The organism is Rickettsia endosymbiont of Seladonia tumulorum, assembly GCF_964030815.1.
Lineage (GTDB): Bacteria > Pseudomonadota > Alphaproteobacteria > Rickettsiales > Rickettsiaceae > Rickettsia.
In genome coordinates this window covers 198,556-215,929 of the sequence record NZ_OZ034963.1, presented here as the reverse complement: position 1 = coordinate 215,929, position 17,374 = coordinate 198,556, and the positions used below count along the sequence as shown (strand labels likewise).

Genomic DNA, 17,374 nt, shown 5'->3' with positions numbered 1-17,374 from the left:
GAAATAATAGCAAGCTATTATTAATATAGCAAATAATAAAAATTTTGCTTGCTCTTTTGAGTATTGGAGGGTTATTCTATTGGGATGATAAACGTCATTGCGAGGAGCGAAGCCTTGCTGCAATCTCGTATAAACCTCCCGAGATTGCTTCGTCGAAACTTGCAGTTTCTTCTCGCAATGACGAATAAGCCAAAAACAAAATACCCAAATGCTAGATAATTTTACTTCCAGTCAAACTACTAAAGAATTTTCCGTTAGTGAAATTTCTAATAAAATTAAAGAATTATTAGAAAATAATTTTGGTTATATTAAAGTAAAAGGCGAGATTTCTGGCTTAAAAATAGCTAGTTCAGGGCATGCTTATTTTAACTTAAAAGAAAACACTGCAATTTTAGCTTGCACTTGCTGGCGTCCTATTCTTGCTAAAATCAAGTTTCCGTTAAATGACGGGATGGAAGTAGTAATTAGCGGCAAGCTTTCGAGTTATGCCGGCAATTCGCGTTATCAGCTATCAGTCGAGAATTTACAGCCCGCAGGACTCGGAGCTATGATACAAATTCTAAACGAACGTAAAGCACGTTTAGAAAAAGAGGGATTATTTAACAAAATACGTAAACCTATACCATTTTTACCTAGTAAAATAGGCGTTATAACTTCAATAACTGGTGCTGTTATACAAGATATCATTCATCGAATCCGTGAACGTTTTCCAACTCATGTAATAATATGGCCCGTTAGTGTACAAGGCGAGAATTCTGGTAATGAGATTGCTGAAGCCATAGATGGTTTTAACAAGCTAGAAGAAGCAAATAAGCCGGACGTTATAATAGTTGCAAGAGGCGGTGGTTCTATCGAAGACCTTTGGTCGTTTAATGATGAAGTACTAGTGCGTGCTACTTACAACTCCAAAATCCCTATTATCTCAGCTGTAGGTCACGAAGTAGATTATACTTTGATAGATTTAGCAACCGATAAAAGAGCCCCTACCCCAACTGCTGCCGCTGAATTTGCTGTACCTGTGCGGTCTATTTTAAATAGCACCCTGCAATCTTATGAAAAAGTATTAGTAACTAATACCAAGCAGTTAGTTAAAAATCATGAACAAGCTATTACAAATTATGATAAAATAAATAGGTATCTTGCTCATTATATGAATCATAAACAACAATTACTCGATGAAACGGGATTTAACCTATTAGACTCCTTACCATGCCTAATTAGTCTAAAAGAAACAAAGCTTAAATCATTTTCAAAAGAAAGAATCCATCCTCATAAAATCATTACTTATAAGACACTCGAATTAACACATAAAGCCGCTTATATCATAAAATCGGCAAATAATACTTTGAAAAATTTTGAGTATAAATTAGAATTAAATAGTCTGTTACTATTAAGCTTAGACTATCATAATGTACTAAAACGTGGCTTTGCTATAGTTAAAGGGGAATCAGGTAATTTTGTATCTTCTAAAACTACTACTGAAAAAGTTTTAAATATACAATTTTTTGATGGAAATATTAAAGCAGTTCGTGATTAATTTTATTTTAAGGTGTGTGAAGAAATGAAAATTTTCAAACTTTTTATTTTTATACTAATTATTTTAAAAAGTTTTTATTCCTTAAGCAATTCAATATCTAAACAAGAAGCAGCTTTAGAATGCGAGAACTTACCTGATAAAAAAACTTTAACAACTGCATGGTATATAAATGAGCCTTACCAATACTGGATGGTTACTTCAAACGGTACTGCTAATGTTTCTGGTATGGATATTGAATTAATTAATGCTCTTGCTGCAAAAATAGGTATTAATATCGAGTATCACCAAGATAATTGGTATCAAGATCAGTTAGATATTCAAAGCGGTGCTGCTGACATGACTGCAGGTGCTACTTATACTGATGAGAGAAATAATTATGCTTATTTTTCAAAGCCATATCGCATGGAAGAATTCTCTTTATTTATTATCGAACAATTAGCTAAAAAACTAAGTTTTCAAAATAGTGATGAATTAATGGCACAAATACGCTTATTTAATCTTCAGATTGGAATAGTAAAAGGTACAATATATGGAGAACAAAAATTCACAGATTTTTTATTTGACGATAAAAACCAAGATATAATTAAAATATATCAAAATAATGTAGAATTAATAAATGGGATGGTAAAAAAAGAGATTGATGGTTTTATTAGTGATAAAATAGTCGGTTCAGTGAATATTTTAAGCAAACCTACAGATAGAAAAATAGTAGAAGTTCCTTTAAATATTAAAACCCCGTTACATTTGATGTTCAGTAAAAAAACCGTATCTTTAAATGTAGTTGAACAATTTAATTTTGCTATAGATGATTTTCTTGCAAGTAACGAATATAAAAAAATTGTTAAAACTTACATTTATCATATTTTACTGCCGAAATCTATCGACTCACATTGGTGTCATATAATAGGATTACTTGGCAGCATTGCTTTTGCTTTTTCGGGAATTATTCTAGGTATAAAAAATAATAGTACCTTATTCGGTACGTTTTTATTGGCAATATTGCCATCTGTTAGCAGCTGTATAATGCTTGATCTAATAATAAATCACGATACAGGACATTTAAATCTATATTTCACCCCATCTTATTTTTATTATATATTTACAGTGGTGCTACTTGGTTTTATCGCTGTCAAACTATTTAGTTATTATAATAAACAAATTACCGAAGATAGTTATTTAGAAAATTCTTTAAACAATACGATAGCAGTTTGTGATGCATTCGGACAATCGGCTTTTATAATTATCGGTGTTGCAATGGTTATTATTCAGAAAATTGAACCTTTAAATTTTTGGGGTCCATTATTCGCATTCCTTACTTCTAACGGTGGAATTATAATTAGAGATTTTATTATTGGAGAAAATTCTGTAAAAAGAGTACCAAAAGGTCTTAGTATTGAAATAACACTAATATGGGCTTTAGTCTTTAGTATATTGTTAGATATGTATGGTGCTAATCCAAATTACGATACGATAAAATATTCTATGATCATAATAATTGTCAGTGCATTTATTACCCATCTTTTACTTTATCATTTTGGTTTCCGTGAGTGGAGATTCCGCAATAAGGAAGTAATAACTAACGAAGCAGAAAGTGGTGCAGAAAAATAAAATAGACTTATTACATAACTTATTTTATAAAGAAAAATTAGGTTTTGCACGAGAGGTTTAATGAAAATTGCTACTTGGAATATTAATTCCATAAAAATGCGAATTAATATATTGCGTGATTTTTTAGCAAACGAAAATCCTGATATTTTATTACTACAAGAATTAAAATGCGAGAGTGATAAATTCCCTTTCGAGGAGTTATCTGACCTACCTTATAATTTTTATGTTCATGGGCAGAAATCATATAACGGCGTTGCTATTCTTTCAAAATTTCCTGCTGATGAAATAGTTAAGGATTTTCCAAATAATCACTGTTCTGATCAAGCAAGATTTATAGAAGCAAGAATATTATTACCTATCGGATTTTGTAATATCATTTCTTTATATGCTCCTAACGGTTCAATGGTGGGTAGCGATAAATTTACGGCAAAACTAGCATTCTATGATAGTTTTTTTAATTATCTATCAAGCAAAAAATCTTTTGATGAAAAAACCATTATAGGTGGTGATTTTAATATTGCACCTTTTGATATTGATGTATATTCACCTACAGCACTTGCAAATACTACCTGCTTTACAGAAATTGAACAAAAGAAAATGCGGACTATTTTAAATTCTGGATTTGAAGATTATTATAGGTTCTTACATCCCAAAAAACAAGAATTTTCATGGTGGGACTATAGAGCTGGATGTTTTGAACAAAATAAAGGTATGAGAATAGATATGATCCTTGGTAGCAATAATAGCATTGACTACCTGGAAAATTGCTATATGGATTATAATTTAAGAACTAAGGAAAAACCCTCCGATCATATACCGGTAATTGCTAATTTTAAGTCATCTTAAAATCGTCATTGCGAGCGACTGTAAAGGAGCACGGCAATCTCATGAAGTAGTATAAAATTCCTGAGATTGCCGCGTCGAAACTACGTTTCTCCTCGCAATGACGAAAAAATAAATAAAACTATATAACTTAAATATGCTTCCATCAATTGCTAAACATGCAGCGAGTCATCAAATCCATCCTCTCAAAAAGCATGGGCAGAATTTTATTTTTGATAGTAGCTTATGTGATAAGATCGTGCGAGCTAGTGGACTTGAAGAAAATAGTAACGTTCTAGAAATAGGTCCTGGTACAGGCGGACTTACTAGGTCAATATTACATAAAAATCCAAAACTTTTAACAGTTATTGAAACAGATGAAAGATGCATACCTTTACTTAACAAGATTAAGCAATATCACCCTAATCTAAATATAATCAAACAGGACGCTCTTAAACTTAAATTAAGCGATTTAAATAATAATAAGATAACTATCATTTCTAATCTACCCTATCATATAGGAACTGAACTAGTAATCAGATGGTTAAAAGAAGCAAGCCTTGTTACTAGCATGACATTGATGTTGCAAAAAGAGGTAGTAGAGCGGATTTGTGCTAAACCCTCAACTAAAGCATATGGCAGGTTATCGGTAATATGCAGCTTAATTGCAACAGTAGAAAAATGCTTTGATGTAGCACCTACAGCTTTCTACCCGCCCCCTAAAGTATATTCAACAATAGTTAAGTTGACTCCTTTAGAAAATATTCCCAACAGTGATTTAATAAGTAAAGTTGAATTGATAACTAAAATGGCTTTTGCAGGACGCCGAAAAATGATTAAATCATCGCTAAAAAACCTTGCCCCTAACATATCTGAACTTTTAGCTAAGCTAGATATAAGCGATAATTGCCGAGCAGAAAACCTTACCCCTAACGATTATTTATCATTGGCTAGTTTGATATAATTAAGGCTCAGATGTCATTCCTGCATAGGCGGGAATGACAGACTCCTTACCCAATCCACACAACAACATCTATAATTAATGATATATTTGCTACAATATAAATTTGCTTACATAAAAATTTTCAAAGGTTTGGTGTAATTTAGCTTGAAAGCTGTTATAGCTTTGTTATAATCAACTTTACAAAACAAAAAAGGTTTATAAAATGAAAAATTTATTGAAAATTCTATTAATTCTAGCTTTTTCAGCACCAGTATTTGCTTCTTCAACAACAACTCAACAAATGCCTGATCCGGCTTCTGTTACTATAGATTCTATTAAAGCAATGGATCCTACTGCTGTAAATGGTTGGTTAGCAAGCTTAACAGCTGATCAATATGGTAAGTTACCATCAGATGTACAAAACTGGATGAATACCGGTTTAACAATGGATCAATATAATATGCTAAAACCTGAAGTTCAAGCATTAGTAACAAAGCCTGCTTCTATGTAATTGATAATTCTTTTAGATTTATTAAAGTTAAATTTTAGGTAGGTTTAGAGTGGTTTTATATTTACTCTAAACCTATTTTTATACTTTCTTCTCCAAAAACTTCCGCAAACAAAAATACAAAAAATAATAAAAAATTCTTATATTTTACTGTAAAAAGAAGTAATATCATCTATTTTGATATTTCTTGAGTTCTGTGATCATTGTACGGCTCTACAAAAGCATTCAATATCATTCCCACTTAAGGCTTGTTTGCGTGGATTATTTCTCTCTTTCACCCCGTGGCGTCTTTGTTGCGTAGATCGAAAAACGCTCTCGGTGTCATACCGTGGCTTGTCCACGGTATCCAGAAAAAATAATAAAAAATGCTATAAGTTAGCATTTTTTAACTGGATTGCTTCGTCAATTACTTTGTAATTTCCTCGCAATGACGGAAAAAAGCGACTCATACAACAAAGTTACAACTTATAACTAATATTTAATAATATAATTTTATGAGACTATTTATTACTGTAATAATCATGGAAATTTTAGCCGGAGCAGAAGTAGATTTGTTTGTTCCAAGTTTCCCAGATATACAAGACACGTTTAACCTCTCACCCTTTATGACAGAGTTACTACTTGGGGTAAATCTAACTGCTTATTGTATTACCTCGCTTATAGTTGGTAATTTAGGGGACAGATACGGACGCAAACCAATAATCATACTTGGATTACTAATTTTTAATCTTGGCAGTTTATTTTGTGTATTTTCCAATAATTATGAAAGCATATTATTTGGCAGATTCTTGCAAGGTGCTGGAATATCAGCTGTTGCTGTTTTAGTATATGTAGTACTTGCTGATATTTATTCAGTACAGGAACAACAAAAATTAATGGGGATTCTAAATGGCACTATTTCACTTTCTATGGCAACCGCTCCTGTTATAGGTAGCTATGTTGATTTATTTTGGGGGTGGCGTGCTAATTTTGTTTTATTATTTATTTTAGGGCTTATTAGCTTAGTTCTTGCAATATTTTTTATTCCAAAAGGACAAGCTAATAGTAAAGTACAAATTTCCTTAAAAGAATATTATCCTATTTTCAAATCACCAAAAGCCATATATTATATACTTACCATGATGTTTCTTGCACAAGGATATTGGATATTTATTGGAATTGCCCCTATTTTATATATGCAAGATTTAGGAGTTAGTTTAGAATATTTTGGGTTATATCAAGGATCGATTGCAGCTTTATTTTCAATTATGAGCTTTACTAGCGGCTATTGCTTTAAAAAATTTGGTGTTAAACACTGCTTTTACTTTGGCATTATGTGTGTAGTATTGTTTTTACTTGGAAGTATTACATTAGCTATATTTAACATAAACGATCCATTAATAATAACAGCTGTGACGCTTTTATTATCGCTTGGCGTAATATATCCTATTAATATATTATGGCCAATGCTGCTAGAAGCAATCCCTGACGGTAAAGCCCGTATGACTGCTATTTTTACCTCGGCTAGATTAATTATAACTGCTGTAGGATTACAATTAGTGGGTTGGTTATATAATGGTACTTTTGCTCCTCTTGGAATCACCATATGTGTTATCACAGCATTCAGTTTAATAACGTTACCTAAATTATTTAAATATGATAAAATCTTTGAGATTTCTAATGTTGGGTAGATGATATAATCGTCATTGCGAGGAGCGTAGCGACGAAGCAATCTCATGAAGTAGTATAAGCTTCCTGAGATTGCCGCGTCGAATTACTCTGTAATTCTCCTCGCAATGACAAAATAACAAAACAACAAAAATGATTAATAATAACTTTATCTTTACAGTAGCTTTTAGATATTTCAAAGCTAAAAAAAATGAAAAATTTGTTTCTATTATTTCAGGCTTTTCTCTGCTTGGAGTAATGATCGGCGTTGCGGCATTAATAGTCGTTATGTCGGTGATGAATGGCTTTCATACAGAACTAACTAAAAATATTATCGGTTTAAACGGCGATATAGTCATAAGCCCGCAAACTAGCAGTATTGATAATTACGAAGAAATTAAAGCTAAATTATTGCAGCAAAATTACGTAAAACATGTAAATATTATTGCTAATGGTCAAGCTTTAGCACTAGGCAAAAATAATAATAGCGGTGCTATTATTAAAGGTATTGATTTAAATGATTTAAAATTAAAAAATGAAATCTTTAAAAATGTTAATTTTGGTAGTTTTGATAATTTCCACGGTAAGAATGTAATAGCACTTGGAAAAGGTTTAGCTGCTAATTTAGGTGTAACAGTTAACGATAAAGTTAAATTAATCTCACCGAATTCCATTTCCACCGCTTTTGGCAGTGTACCAAGATCAAAAGAATTTAAAGTTATAGCGATTTTTAATAGCGGTATGTATGATTATGATTCAGCAACCATATTAATGCCACTTGAAGCAGCACAAAATTTTCTATCTCTTGGAAATAATATAAACTTAATTGAAGTTAATACCCTGCATCCTGATAAGGCTCTTGCATATTCACATAAAGTGCAGCTATTACTAGGTACAAGTTTACAAATATTTAGCTGGCAAACTTTGAATTCACAATTTTTAAGTGCTTTGGCTGTTGAGCGTACAGCCATGTTTACTATCCTTTCTTTAATCATTACAGTTGCTGCCTTTAATATTATCTCAAGCTTATTTATGCTAGTGAAAGATAAAACTTCCGATATAGCAATTTTAAGAACAATGGGAGCAAGCACAAATCAGATAATGCTAATTTTTATCTATAATGGCATGTTTATTGGTTTGCTTGGTACTATACTTGGTTTAATTCTTGGTATTACTTTTTCTTATAATATCGGGACTATCAAAAACTTTTTAGAAAATATAACCGGTACTAAGATTTTTGAAGCAGCAGTTTATTTTCTTTATAGCCTACCATCAGAAGTAAGAAGTCAGGATATTATCTTAATCGCTTCTTTATCTATAATATTATGCTTCTTAGCAACAATTTATCCCTCTTACAAAGCTTCAAAATTAAATCCTGTGGATGCCTTAAGATATGAGTAATAAAATCCTAACTTTAAAAAATGTCTCTAAACATTATAGGCAAGGCAACTCTATTATCAGAGTATTAGACGACCTTAATTTAGATATTAACGAGGGCGAGCTAATTGCTGTAATTGGCTCTTCAGGTAGTGGTAAATCGACTTTACTACATATTGCAGGCTTGCTTGATAAACCAACTAACGGCGAAGTTATTATTGCAAATAACGAGTATAAAACAAACCATCTAATCCGTCTTAATTATTTGGGTTTCATTTATCAGCAACATCATTTATTAAAAGATTTTACTGCAATTGAAAACGTTATTATGCCTCGTCTTATTAATTGCTCTAACCAAAAAGAAGCAATAGAAGCAGCAAAAAATATATTGAATAGTTTGGATCTTGGCAAAAAGCTACATAATATGCCAGGTGAATTATCAGGAGGGGAGCAGCAACGTGTCGCAATAGCACGCAGCTTAATTAATAAGCCAAAAATTATCTTAGCAGACGAGCCTACAGGCAATTTAGACCCTAAAACTACCAATGAAGTATTTAACTTATTTTTAAAAGTAGCCAAGGAACAAAATACAGCTATTGTAATGGTAACGCATAATCATGAATTAGCACATAGAATGGATAAATTATACAAGTTAAAGCATGGAGCATTAAATATGTCTTGACCCAACTCCTTAAAATAAGGATAATAATAATTAACTCTTTTATTAACAAAGGTTAATGATGGCTGAACCTATCATATTTACTCTTTTACTTGGTGGTAATAATCAAATATTAGAAAAAATATCAAAAGAAACAGTTCTAGACCCACCAACAATTGTCTCACTTCAGACTAATAAAGAATCAAGCATACCAAATAAAGATCGTATTTTTGCAGAAATACTTAAAGAATCTAGAGAACAAAATAAAAGCCCTATTTTTAATGTTCAGCTCAGTAACAATAACACAGCCCCTATTTTTAAATTGCAAGATTTAATCAATCTACAAAATTTAAATATAAAAAGTACTATTACTTTCGAGCATTATAATTCACTAGCAGAAAATCCTGCATTAGCAGCATATTGGAAAGAACTTTTTACAAAAACCAGCCATGTATTTTTTGCAAATGAGCAAGATAAGGAGCTTGCTATAAATGAAAATACAATAAATAGAGGTAAAGCTACTACTATTACAGATATAGATTCCGTGTTATCGGTTTTTAACAACCTTGCTGATGATAAAAAAGTTAATAAATTACTTTCCGGTGCTATACCTGACAAAGCAGAATTAGACAAGCTGATAAAAACAACTAAAAATCAAGGAGGAAGAGTAATTGTAAAAACTTGGCCCTTATCCTTAGATCAAGCAGCAAATCTTATAACGGCTAAATTTGGTATTACTTCTGAAGATCAAATTTATGGTCTTAAACTTGAAATTACCGAAATTTTAAAAGATCCAAATAATGCTGCTGAAAATTTAAAAAAATACGTATCTCAAATATCACGGCAATTTCAAAAAGATTTAGGAAAATCCGAAGTAAATCCTATAGATTTTAATTTCGATAGAGAGCAAATTATGAAAAATATTCCTGATAATACAAAAAAAGAACCGACCATATCATATGAAACTAAACAGCCAGAACAGCCAAGTTTTTTTAGAAGAGTCTTTAACTATTTTAAAAGTGTAATAACTAGTTACTTTGGTACAAAAGAAGAAGCTCAACCCCCTCAACCACAACCTACGACAAAAACAGAAGCAGAGTTAATTAAATTACCAAAGGAGCAAATACAAGAAAAAACTACGCCAACTTTAGCGGCAACACAGCAACAAGCTGCACAACAAATTAATGCTAATTCCTCACAAAAAGATTGGAAAAAAGTTGGTATGACAGAGCAAGCTTATAAAGCAATGATATCAGATAACGCTCCTGCAAATCCTCCTAACATGAGTAATAGTTTCAATATAAACGATTTTAAATATGAAATATCTGAAGAAAATATTAGAAATGTAAAAAATAAAGATTATTGGTATACTGAAAATGAGATTACACATCTTTTAACAGCACAACTAGATGAAAAAAAGTTTTCAGTGCAACCAGCTATAACTTTTCGTAATACAGTTATAACAGAAGAAATGCTTAAAGATTATACAGCAAAAGGCGAAGAGAAGAATGAAATTTTAGCTGAGGTTCAAGACACAATAAAGATTGCTAATCTTATTCCCGATAAAACAGAACGAACTCAAATTATTAGGTGATGCTAAGAAGAGGGAAGAAATACTCAAACTTTCAGATGCAGAACGTGAAAAGCTAAAAAATGATTTAATCAGAGGAGGAGAAGCTCAACAACAAATTAATGAAGATATTTTAAATAGAGCCACTAAAGATATAAAAGATAATGGAAAAGAAGCTGCTGTTATCCCTGTTGAGATGGGTTATGGTCATTGGACAGTTTTAGTAGCTAAATATAACAAAAAAGATAACCAAATAATATTAACTTTTAACGATTCACTAGGTAACTCTATTAATTATGATGGTCAGAAATTACCGAAATTAATAGATAAAACTTTAAGAAATCTTCCTAATAAGCTGATTATAATTGATGAGCAGACGAAGCAACAAACCGATCAATCAGCTTGTGGTGTTTTTACTGTAGATAATGGTATCAAGATTGCTAAAGGGCAAGAAATACTTTCCACAGAACAATCTAAAGGCGAAAAAGGACTAAGATTAAGAGAACACCACGCCCAGATATTAACTGACGCTATGTTTAAACAAGATGCTCAATGGCTCGGGCAACAGATAAAAACAAATAATAACGTATCGAATACTACATTCCAAGATATGATTAAGAGCCAAAAAACAAGAGACTCATCTATACGACGTTGATTATAATTTTGAAAGCTAAAACTTTACCACCAATTTTTCAAATAAAATAAGCATGCAAAAAAGATTAGGCAAAATGCTTAATTCCTAATATAATTACTTATAGTTAATTTTATAATTTAACATCAAATGACCACTATATTTGTGATCATTATTATAATAATGATCGCCTTATCTGCATTATTTGCTGCTACCGAAACTGCTATTACTGCTTCTTCCCCTGGGAAGATTCATAAACTTAAGATTGCTGGCGACAAGCGTGCTAAGACTGTTTTACAGGTTTTGAAGAAAAAAGAAAAAGTAATTGGAACTTTGCTAATCGGTAATAGTTTAATCAACACTGTTTGTACTACTATTGCGACTACTTTATTTATCAGCTTTCTTGGTGATAATGGTCCTTTGGTTGCTTCTGCCGTCATGGCTTTTATAATTATTGTTTTTGCTGAAGTAGTACCTAAAGCCATAGCTGTTGCCAAAGCTGAGCAATTAGCTCTTAAAATGGCTTCAACAATTGTAATTTTTCTAAAGCTTTTTAAACCTATTAATATTGCTCTTGATTACATTACAAGGATATTTTGTTTCATATTCCGCATTAATTTAAATCCTCAAATATCCGGTACTGAGGAAGTTAGAGGCGTAATTGAGCATTACCATCAAGAGGGCGGCGTATATAAAACCGATCGTAATATGCTTGGCGGAATTTTAGATATACGTAATATGACGGTATCGGAAATTATGACTCATAGGAGTAATATTATAGCTATTAATATTGATCTACCTAGCGAGGTAATAATTAAAACCTTGTTATCAAGTTCTCATACACGTATACCTTTATGGAAAGATAATCGAGATAATATAATCAGTATTTTAAATTTAAAAGATTTGCTGAAATCGCTTTATGAACATAATAACGATCAAAAGAAGATTAATATTAATGAGCTTTTAACACCTCCATGGTTTATTCCCGAAAATGCACTTGTTGTAGATCAGCTAAATGCTTTCAGAGAGCGTAATAACCATTTTGCTTGTGTTGTCGATGAATATGGGGATTTGCAAGGCATCATTACTCTTGAAGATGTTATAGAGGAAATAGTTGGTCCTATCACTGATGAACATGATAGGCATAGTGATGAAATTATTAAAAAATCTGATACTGAATATGTTATAAAAGGTACCACGACTATTAGAGATGTTAATCGAGAACTTGATTGGAACTTACCGGATGATGATGCAAATACTATAGCAGGGTTAATAATCCATAAAATTGCTAGAATTCCAAATCGAGGCGAAGTAATTGAGTTATTTAACTTCAAAATAATAATTTTAAAGAAAATCGCTAATAAAATCGATAGCTTAAGAATTATCATATTACCTACCATAGAGGAAATATCAGACAGTGAGTGAAATTGGTAATTTTTTCCTCATTGCTATTATGTGCTTAAGTGGCTTGTCACTTGTCATTCGTCATTGCGAGCGACTAAAAGGAGCGTGGCAATCTCAGAAAACTTTACGAGATTGCCGCGTCGATGCTTTGCCTCTCCTCGCAATGACGTTGCGGTATGACATTTGTTTCTACACCGCTATCTTATGCACCCTGCTCGCTTTCTGTACCTTGGTGTATGCTTTTATTGTTTCTGACTTTTCTTTGCAAAATGTTTTCTTAAACTCCAGTACATTAAAGCCGTTAATATATAAAATAGCCGGTAGTTGGTCGAGCCATGAGGGTTCAATATTATTATGGTTTACTTTATTACAAATTGTTAGTTGCTGTTATATCTTCCTAATTAAAAACCAAGAAGATAAAAAATTACCTATTATTATCCTGTCAGTTATACAACTACTTTTTAGCAGCTTTATTTATTTCACTTCTAATCCGTTTAATACATTTTCCTTTACTCCTAAGGAAGGACTGGGGCTAAACCCGATGCTGCAAGATATCGCTCTAAGCATCCACCCTCCTCTACTTTATTTAGGTTATGTCAGCTACGTAGTACCATTTACTATTGTTTGTGCAATGTTAGTGTCATCCCGCTCCTCTATGTCATTCCCGCGAAAGCGGGAATCCAGTTCTTTTGCAAATTATTTACTGGATTCCCGCTTTCGCGGGAATGACATAAGCCTCCTTAAAACATTCTCCAATATCGGTATTTTATTTACCACAATCGGCATAGCTCTTGGTTCATGGTGGGCGTATAGAGAACTCGGTTGGGGAGGATTCTGGTTCTTCGATCCTGTTGAAAATATTTCGCTATTTCCATGGCTATCCGGAATCATGCTGCACCATTCTATAATAGTCATGACAAGAACCGGAAATATGCAAAACTGGACGTCGATTTTGTCAATTGTTACTTTTTTATTAGTAATATTCAGTACTTTTTTAGTCCGATCTGGTTTTATTACCTCAATCCACTCTTTTGCATTCTCACCTGAGCGAGGTATATATTTACTTGTTATATTTTTGATTATGGGTATTGGTGCTTTGGGGTTGTATGCTATGCTGTCACTGCGAGGAGGTGCATTAGCATTGACGAAGCAATCTCAGGAGGTTGTCCGAGATTGCCACAGCCACTATTGTGGCTTCGCAATGACGGGTATAACCATCGGTAACACTCTTTTCTTTCTAAGCCTTATCGTATTAATATCCGCCACACTTTATCCTTTAGCTTATTCTTTATTTGACGATAAACCTATTATTATCGATGAGAGATTCTTTATTAATAATTTTCTTATTTTCGTTATACCTATTCTTTTCACTATCGGATTATTTACTACTAAAAGCTCAATTAAGAAACATATTATTATCCTAATATTATCTTTAATAATAACATATCTAATATCGCTTAGGGTAAATTTTAGGGTCATATCTGTTTTAACTACGATCGCCTCTATCTTCTTAATGCTACATAACATTTTATATTTTATAGTCAAAACCAATTATTTTAGACAATCTTTAAAAGCAAGTACTGCTAGCATGATCCTTGGGCATTTCGGCTTTGCACTGATCGCTTTTAGTATTACTATGAATGCATTATTGCAAAGTGAAATGGACTTTACCGGCAGCGTTGGCACAAGTACAAAATTTAATGAGTTTAAAGTAACTTTGCAAAATGTTAAGTTCGCCCAAGGCAAAAATTACTATAGGCAAATCGCTGAATTTTGGCTTGAGGATAACAACCATAACATAACCATATTAAAACCAGAAAATAGGCTTTATATAGTCGAGAAAGGCTTGTCACAAGAAAGCGATATATATTCTTATTTACTATATGATCTTTACGCTGTCTTAAGCAATATAGACGGCGATATAATTCATGCTAAAATATATTATAAACCGATGATGAGCTTTATCTGGCTCGGAGTATTCATTACTGTTAGCGGTTTCTTGATTGGATTGCTTAGAAAAAAAGAAGAAAAAAATTTCAAATAATCTTTTATCCTTTTACATATTTATATGATATAATATAAGTTTAACGTAACAGATTATATATGTCTAACAAAGTGGCTATTGACGATTTTCAATCACATTGCTTAGAAATAATTGAAGATCTACACAAAACTCATCAATCCGTAATTATTACAAAAAAAAATATACCGATTGCAAAATTAGAACCTTTAGAAAAATCTAAAAACTCTATAATAGGCATAATGAAAGGTAAAGCTAAAATAACAGGTGATATAATTGATCTATAGGATCGGCGTTGTTGCATGGCTCTATTTTTCCGTCTGAGCTAAAGAAATTACGAAGTAATTGACGAAGCAATCCAATTAAAAAATGCTATAAATTAGCATTTTTTTATTATTTTTCTGGATTGCCACACTCACTTCGTTCGTTCGCAATGACGATTGAGGCGTCATGCAATAACGCTGGTCAAGCAACTAGATGACACTGAGTAGGCTTTTCGAATCATACCTATAAGATCGTTTGAAGTATAAGCTAATCAATGAACAAAAAATATCAAAACATCGATTTAATATCTGAAGAAGAAGCAAAAAAATTATTACAAGAGCTAGCTGATAAAATAGCAGAATATAACCATGCTTATTATATAGAAGATAAGCCACTAGCTTCAGATGCCGAGTATGACCAGCTATTTAACACTAATTTAAAGTTAGAGCAAAAATTTCCTCATCTCATACTAGAAAATAGCCCTAGCAAAAAAGTAGGTGCTAAAATCGAAAATAAATTTGCTAAAGTCACACATCAAGTACCGATGCTATCGCTTAGTAATGTATTTGATGAAGAGGATGTGAAAGATTTTTTAGACCGTATTAAAAGCTTTTTACGCCTTAATCAATTCTCTCCTATCTTTTGCGAGCCTAAAATAGATGGTTTATCATTTGCTGCTACCTATAAAAACGGCATTCTTATAACAGGTGCAACAAGAGGCGATGGCTATATAGGTGAGGATATAACGGCAAATATCAAAACAATAAAAGATTTTCCTCACAAAATTAATAATGCTCCAGAACTTTTAGAAGTACGGGGGGAAATTTACATTGAAAAAAACGACTTTACAAGTTTAAACCAAGAGCAAGAACAGCAAGGCAAAGATAAATTTGCTAATCCTCGTAATGCGGCTGCCGGCTCGCTTCGTCAGCTTGATCCTTCCGTTACTGCAAAAAGACCACTGAAATATTTTGTTTATGCTATAGGTTCTGCAAAAGAGGAGCTAGCAAACTCTCAAGATCAGCTACTTGCAAAATTTAAAGAGCTTGGTTTTAACGTTAATGAAATAGGTAAACTTGCAAACTCCGAAGAAGAGATATTCAGCTTTTACGAATATTTAAAAACTAACAGAGAAAATTTACCTTATGAAATTGATGGAGTAGTATATAAGCTAAATGACTTCGCCTTACAAGATAGGATGGGCTTTATTGCTAGATCCCCAAGGTTTGCTACCGCTCACAAATTCCCCGCTATAATAGGGCAAACTAAACTGCTTTCTATTACAGTACAAGTAGGCAGAACCGGCACATTAACACCAGTAGCAGAGCTGGAGCCTATAGAAATCGGTGGAGTTATAGTTAGCAGAGCAACATTACATAACTATCAAGAGATAGCACGAAAAGACGTACGGGTTGGCGATTATGTATTTTTGCAACGTGCAGGTGATGTAATCCCACAAATTACCGGAGTTGATCTTGCTAAACGTTCTGCTGATGCCACAACATTCGATCCTCCTTTATTTTGCCCTTCTTGCAATTCTAAATTACATTATGTTCCTGAAGATATTATAATACGTTGTGATAATGGTCTTAACTGCCCTGCTCAGAATTATGAGCGTATACGTCATTTCGTATCAAAAAACGCTATGGATATTGAAGGGCTTGGGCGTAAACAAGTCGAGTTTTTAATCGATAAAGGTTTAATTAGTAACCCTTATGACATATTCTTTTTAAAAGAAAAAAACGAAGCTAGCTTAACTAAGCTTGAAAATATGGACGGGTGGGGTAAAAAATCCGTAGAAAATCTTTTTAACAATATTGAAAAATCAAAAAATGTTAGTTTGCCTAGGTTTATATATGCCTTAGGTATAAGGCATATAGGTGAGCAGAACGCTAAGTTACTCGCTAGAGAATTTGGTAGCTATGAAAATTTTATAGCTCAAATGGAATTACTAAAGGAAAACGATCCTGAAATTTATCAAAAATTAAACAATCTTGACGGTATCGGCGACAAAATGTTAGTAGATATCATTGATTTTTTTGATGTTAAGGAAAATATTGAGCTTATCAAAAATTTAAGTGAAGTATTAAATATTGAAGATTATAAAGAGACTAGAGAGCAAAGTAGCTTAACAGGTAAAATAGTAGTATTTACTGGCAGCATGCCAACTTTGTCACGAGCTGAAGCAAAAGCAACTGCCGAGAAACTTGGAGCAAAAGTTGCAGCTAGTGTTTCTTCTAATACCGATTTAGTAATAGCCGGAGAGGATGCAGGTAGTAAGCTCAAAAAAGCAAAAGAGCTAGGAATTAAAATTATTGATGAAGCAGAATGGCTTACAATCGTAAGGAATGCTCAAGTTCTATAAATGTTTCTACTTACGATTCA

General features: G+C 32.4%; 15 protein-coding genes. All 15 read left to right on the top strand.

Translation table 11 applies throughout. From position 1 onward, the window contains the following. The first annotated feature begins 44 nt into the window (after positions 1 to 44). The 15 genes from AAHF54_RS01005 (at position 45) to ligA (ending at position 17,354) form a co-directional block, all read left to right on the top strand. Positions 45 to 188, top strand: coding sequence for a hypothetical protein (locus AAHF54_RS01005; RefSeq protein ID WP_342170070.1), 144 nt, complete (start codon positions 45 to 47; stop codon positions 186 to 188). Positions 189 to 208: 20 nt separating this feature from the next. After that, entirely contained in the window at positions 209 to 1,537 is a 1,329-nt protein-coding gene (gene xseA / locus AAHF54_RS01000; protein ID WP_342170069.1) for an exodeoxyribonuclease VII large subunit, read from the top strand. 24 nt (positions 1,538 to 1,561) lie between these two features. Further along, positions 1,562 to 3,145: a transporter substrate-binding domain-containing protein gene (locus AAHF54_RS00995; protein WP_341788767.1), complete on the top strand. Its 1,584-nt coding sequence runs from the start codon at positions 1,562 to 1,564 to the stop codon at positions 3,143 to 3,145. A gap of 60 nt (positions 3,146 to 3,205) precedes the next feature. Continuing rightward, positions 3,206 to 3,991 (top strand): exodeoxyribonuclease III, encoded by a 786-nt coding sequence (gene xth, locus AAHF54_RS00990; protein ID WP_341788766.1) that lies wholly within the window; start codon positions 3,206 to 3,208, stop codon positions 3,989 to 3,991. A 133-nt stretch (positions 3,992 to 4,124) separates the two neighbouring features. Continuing rightward, positions 4,125 to 4,931: a 16S rRNA (adenine(1518)-N(6)/adenine(1519)-N(6))-dimethyltransferase RsmA gene (gene rsmA / locus AAHF54_RS00985; RefSeq protein WP_342170068.1), complete on the top strand. Its 807-nt coding sequence runs from the start codon at positions 4,125 to 4,127 to the stop codon at positions 4,929 to 4,931. 202 nt (positions 4,932 to 5,133) lie between these two features. Next, positions 5,134 to 5,421, top strand: a complete 288-nt coding sequence (locus AAHF54_RS00980) for a DUF2673 domain-containing protein (RefSeq protein ID WP_341788764.1) — start codon at positions 5,134 to 5,136, stop codon at positions 5,419 to 5,421. A 491-nt stretch (positions 5,422 to 5,912) separates the two neighbouring features. After that, the gene (locus tag AAHF54_RS00975) at positions 5,913 to 7,088 is read left to right on the top strand and encodes a multidrug effflux MFS transporter (RefSeq protein ID WP_341788763.1); all 1,176 of its coding nucleotides are present in this window, start codon (positions 5,913 to 5,915) and stop codon (positions 7,086 to 7,088) included. 130 nt (positions 7,089 to 7,218) lie between these two features. Next, positions 7,219 to 8,466, top strand: a complete 1,248-nt coding sequence (locus AAHF54_RS00970) for a lipoprotein-releasing ABC transporter permease subunit (RefSeq protein WP_342170067.1) — start codon at positions 7,219 to 7,221, stop codon at positions 8,464 to 8,466. Next, complete coding sequence (locus AAHF54_RS00965) at positions 8,459 to 9,124, top strand: ABC transporter ATP-binding protein (RefSeq protein WP_342170066.1); 666 nt, start codon at positions 8,459 to 8,461, stop codon at positions 9,122 to 9,124. The genes AAHF54_RS00970 and AAHF54_RS00965 overlap by 8 nt, the downstream gene beginning before the upstream one ends. A gap of 55 nt (positions 9,125 to 9,179) precedes the next feature. Next, a complete protein-coding gene (locus AAHF54_RS00960) occupies positions 9,180 to 10,694 on the top strand; it encodes a hypothetical protein (protein WP_342170065.1) in 1,515 nt (504 codons plus the stop codon). After that, the gene (locus AAHF54_RS00955) at positions 10,645 to 11,325 is read left to right on the top strand and encodes a hypothetical protein (protein WP_342170064.1); all 681 of its coding nucleotides are present in this window, start codon (positions 10,645 to 10,647) and stop codon (positions 11,323 to 11,325) included. Before AAHF54_RS00960 ends, AAHF54_RS00955 begins: the two co-directional genes overlap by 50 nt. 126 nt (positions 11,326 to 11,451) lie before the next feature. Beyond that, positions 11,452 to 12,726 (top strand): HlyC/CorC family transporter, encoded by a 1,275-nt coding sequence (locus tag AAHF54_RS00950; protein WP_342170063.1) that lies wholly within the window; start codon positions 11,452 to 11,454, stop codon positions 12,724 to 12,726. A 142-nt stretch (positions 12,727 to 12,868) separates the two neighbouring features. After that, positions 12,869 to 14,749, top strand: coding sequence for a heme lyase CcmF/NrfE family subunit (locus AAHF54_RS00945; RefSeq protein WP_410526174.1), 1,881 nt, complete (start codon positions 12,869 to 12,871; stop codon positions 14,747 to 14,749). Positions 14,750 to 14,808: 59 nt separating this feature from the next. Further along, positions 14,809 to 15,012: a type II toxin-antitoxin system Phd/YefM family antitoxin gene (locus AAHF54_RS00940; RefSeq protein WP_341788757.1), complete on the top strand. Its 204-nt coding sequence runs from the start codon at positions 14,809 to 14,811 to the stop codon at positions 15,010 to 15,012. A 251-nt stretch (positions 15,013 to 15,263) separates the two neighbouring features. Continuing rightward, the gene (gene ligA / locus AAHF54_RS00935) at positions 15,264 to 17,354 is read left to right on the top strand and encodes an NAD-dependent DNA ligase LigA (protein WP_342170062.1); all 2,091 of its coding nucleotides are present in this window, start codon (positions 15,264 to 15,266) and stop codon (positions 17,352 to 17,354) included. Positions 17,355 to 17,374: the final 20 nt, after the last annotated feature.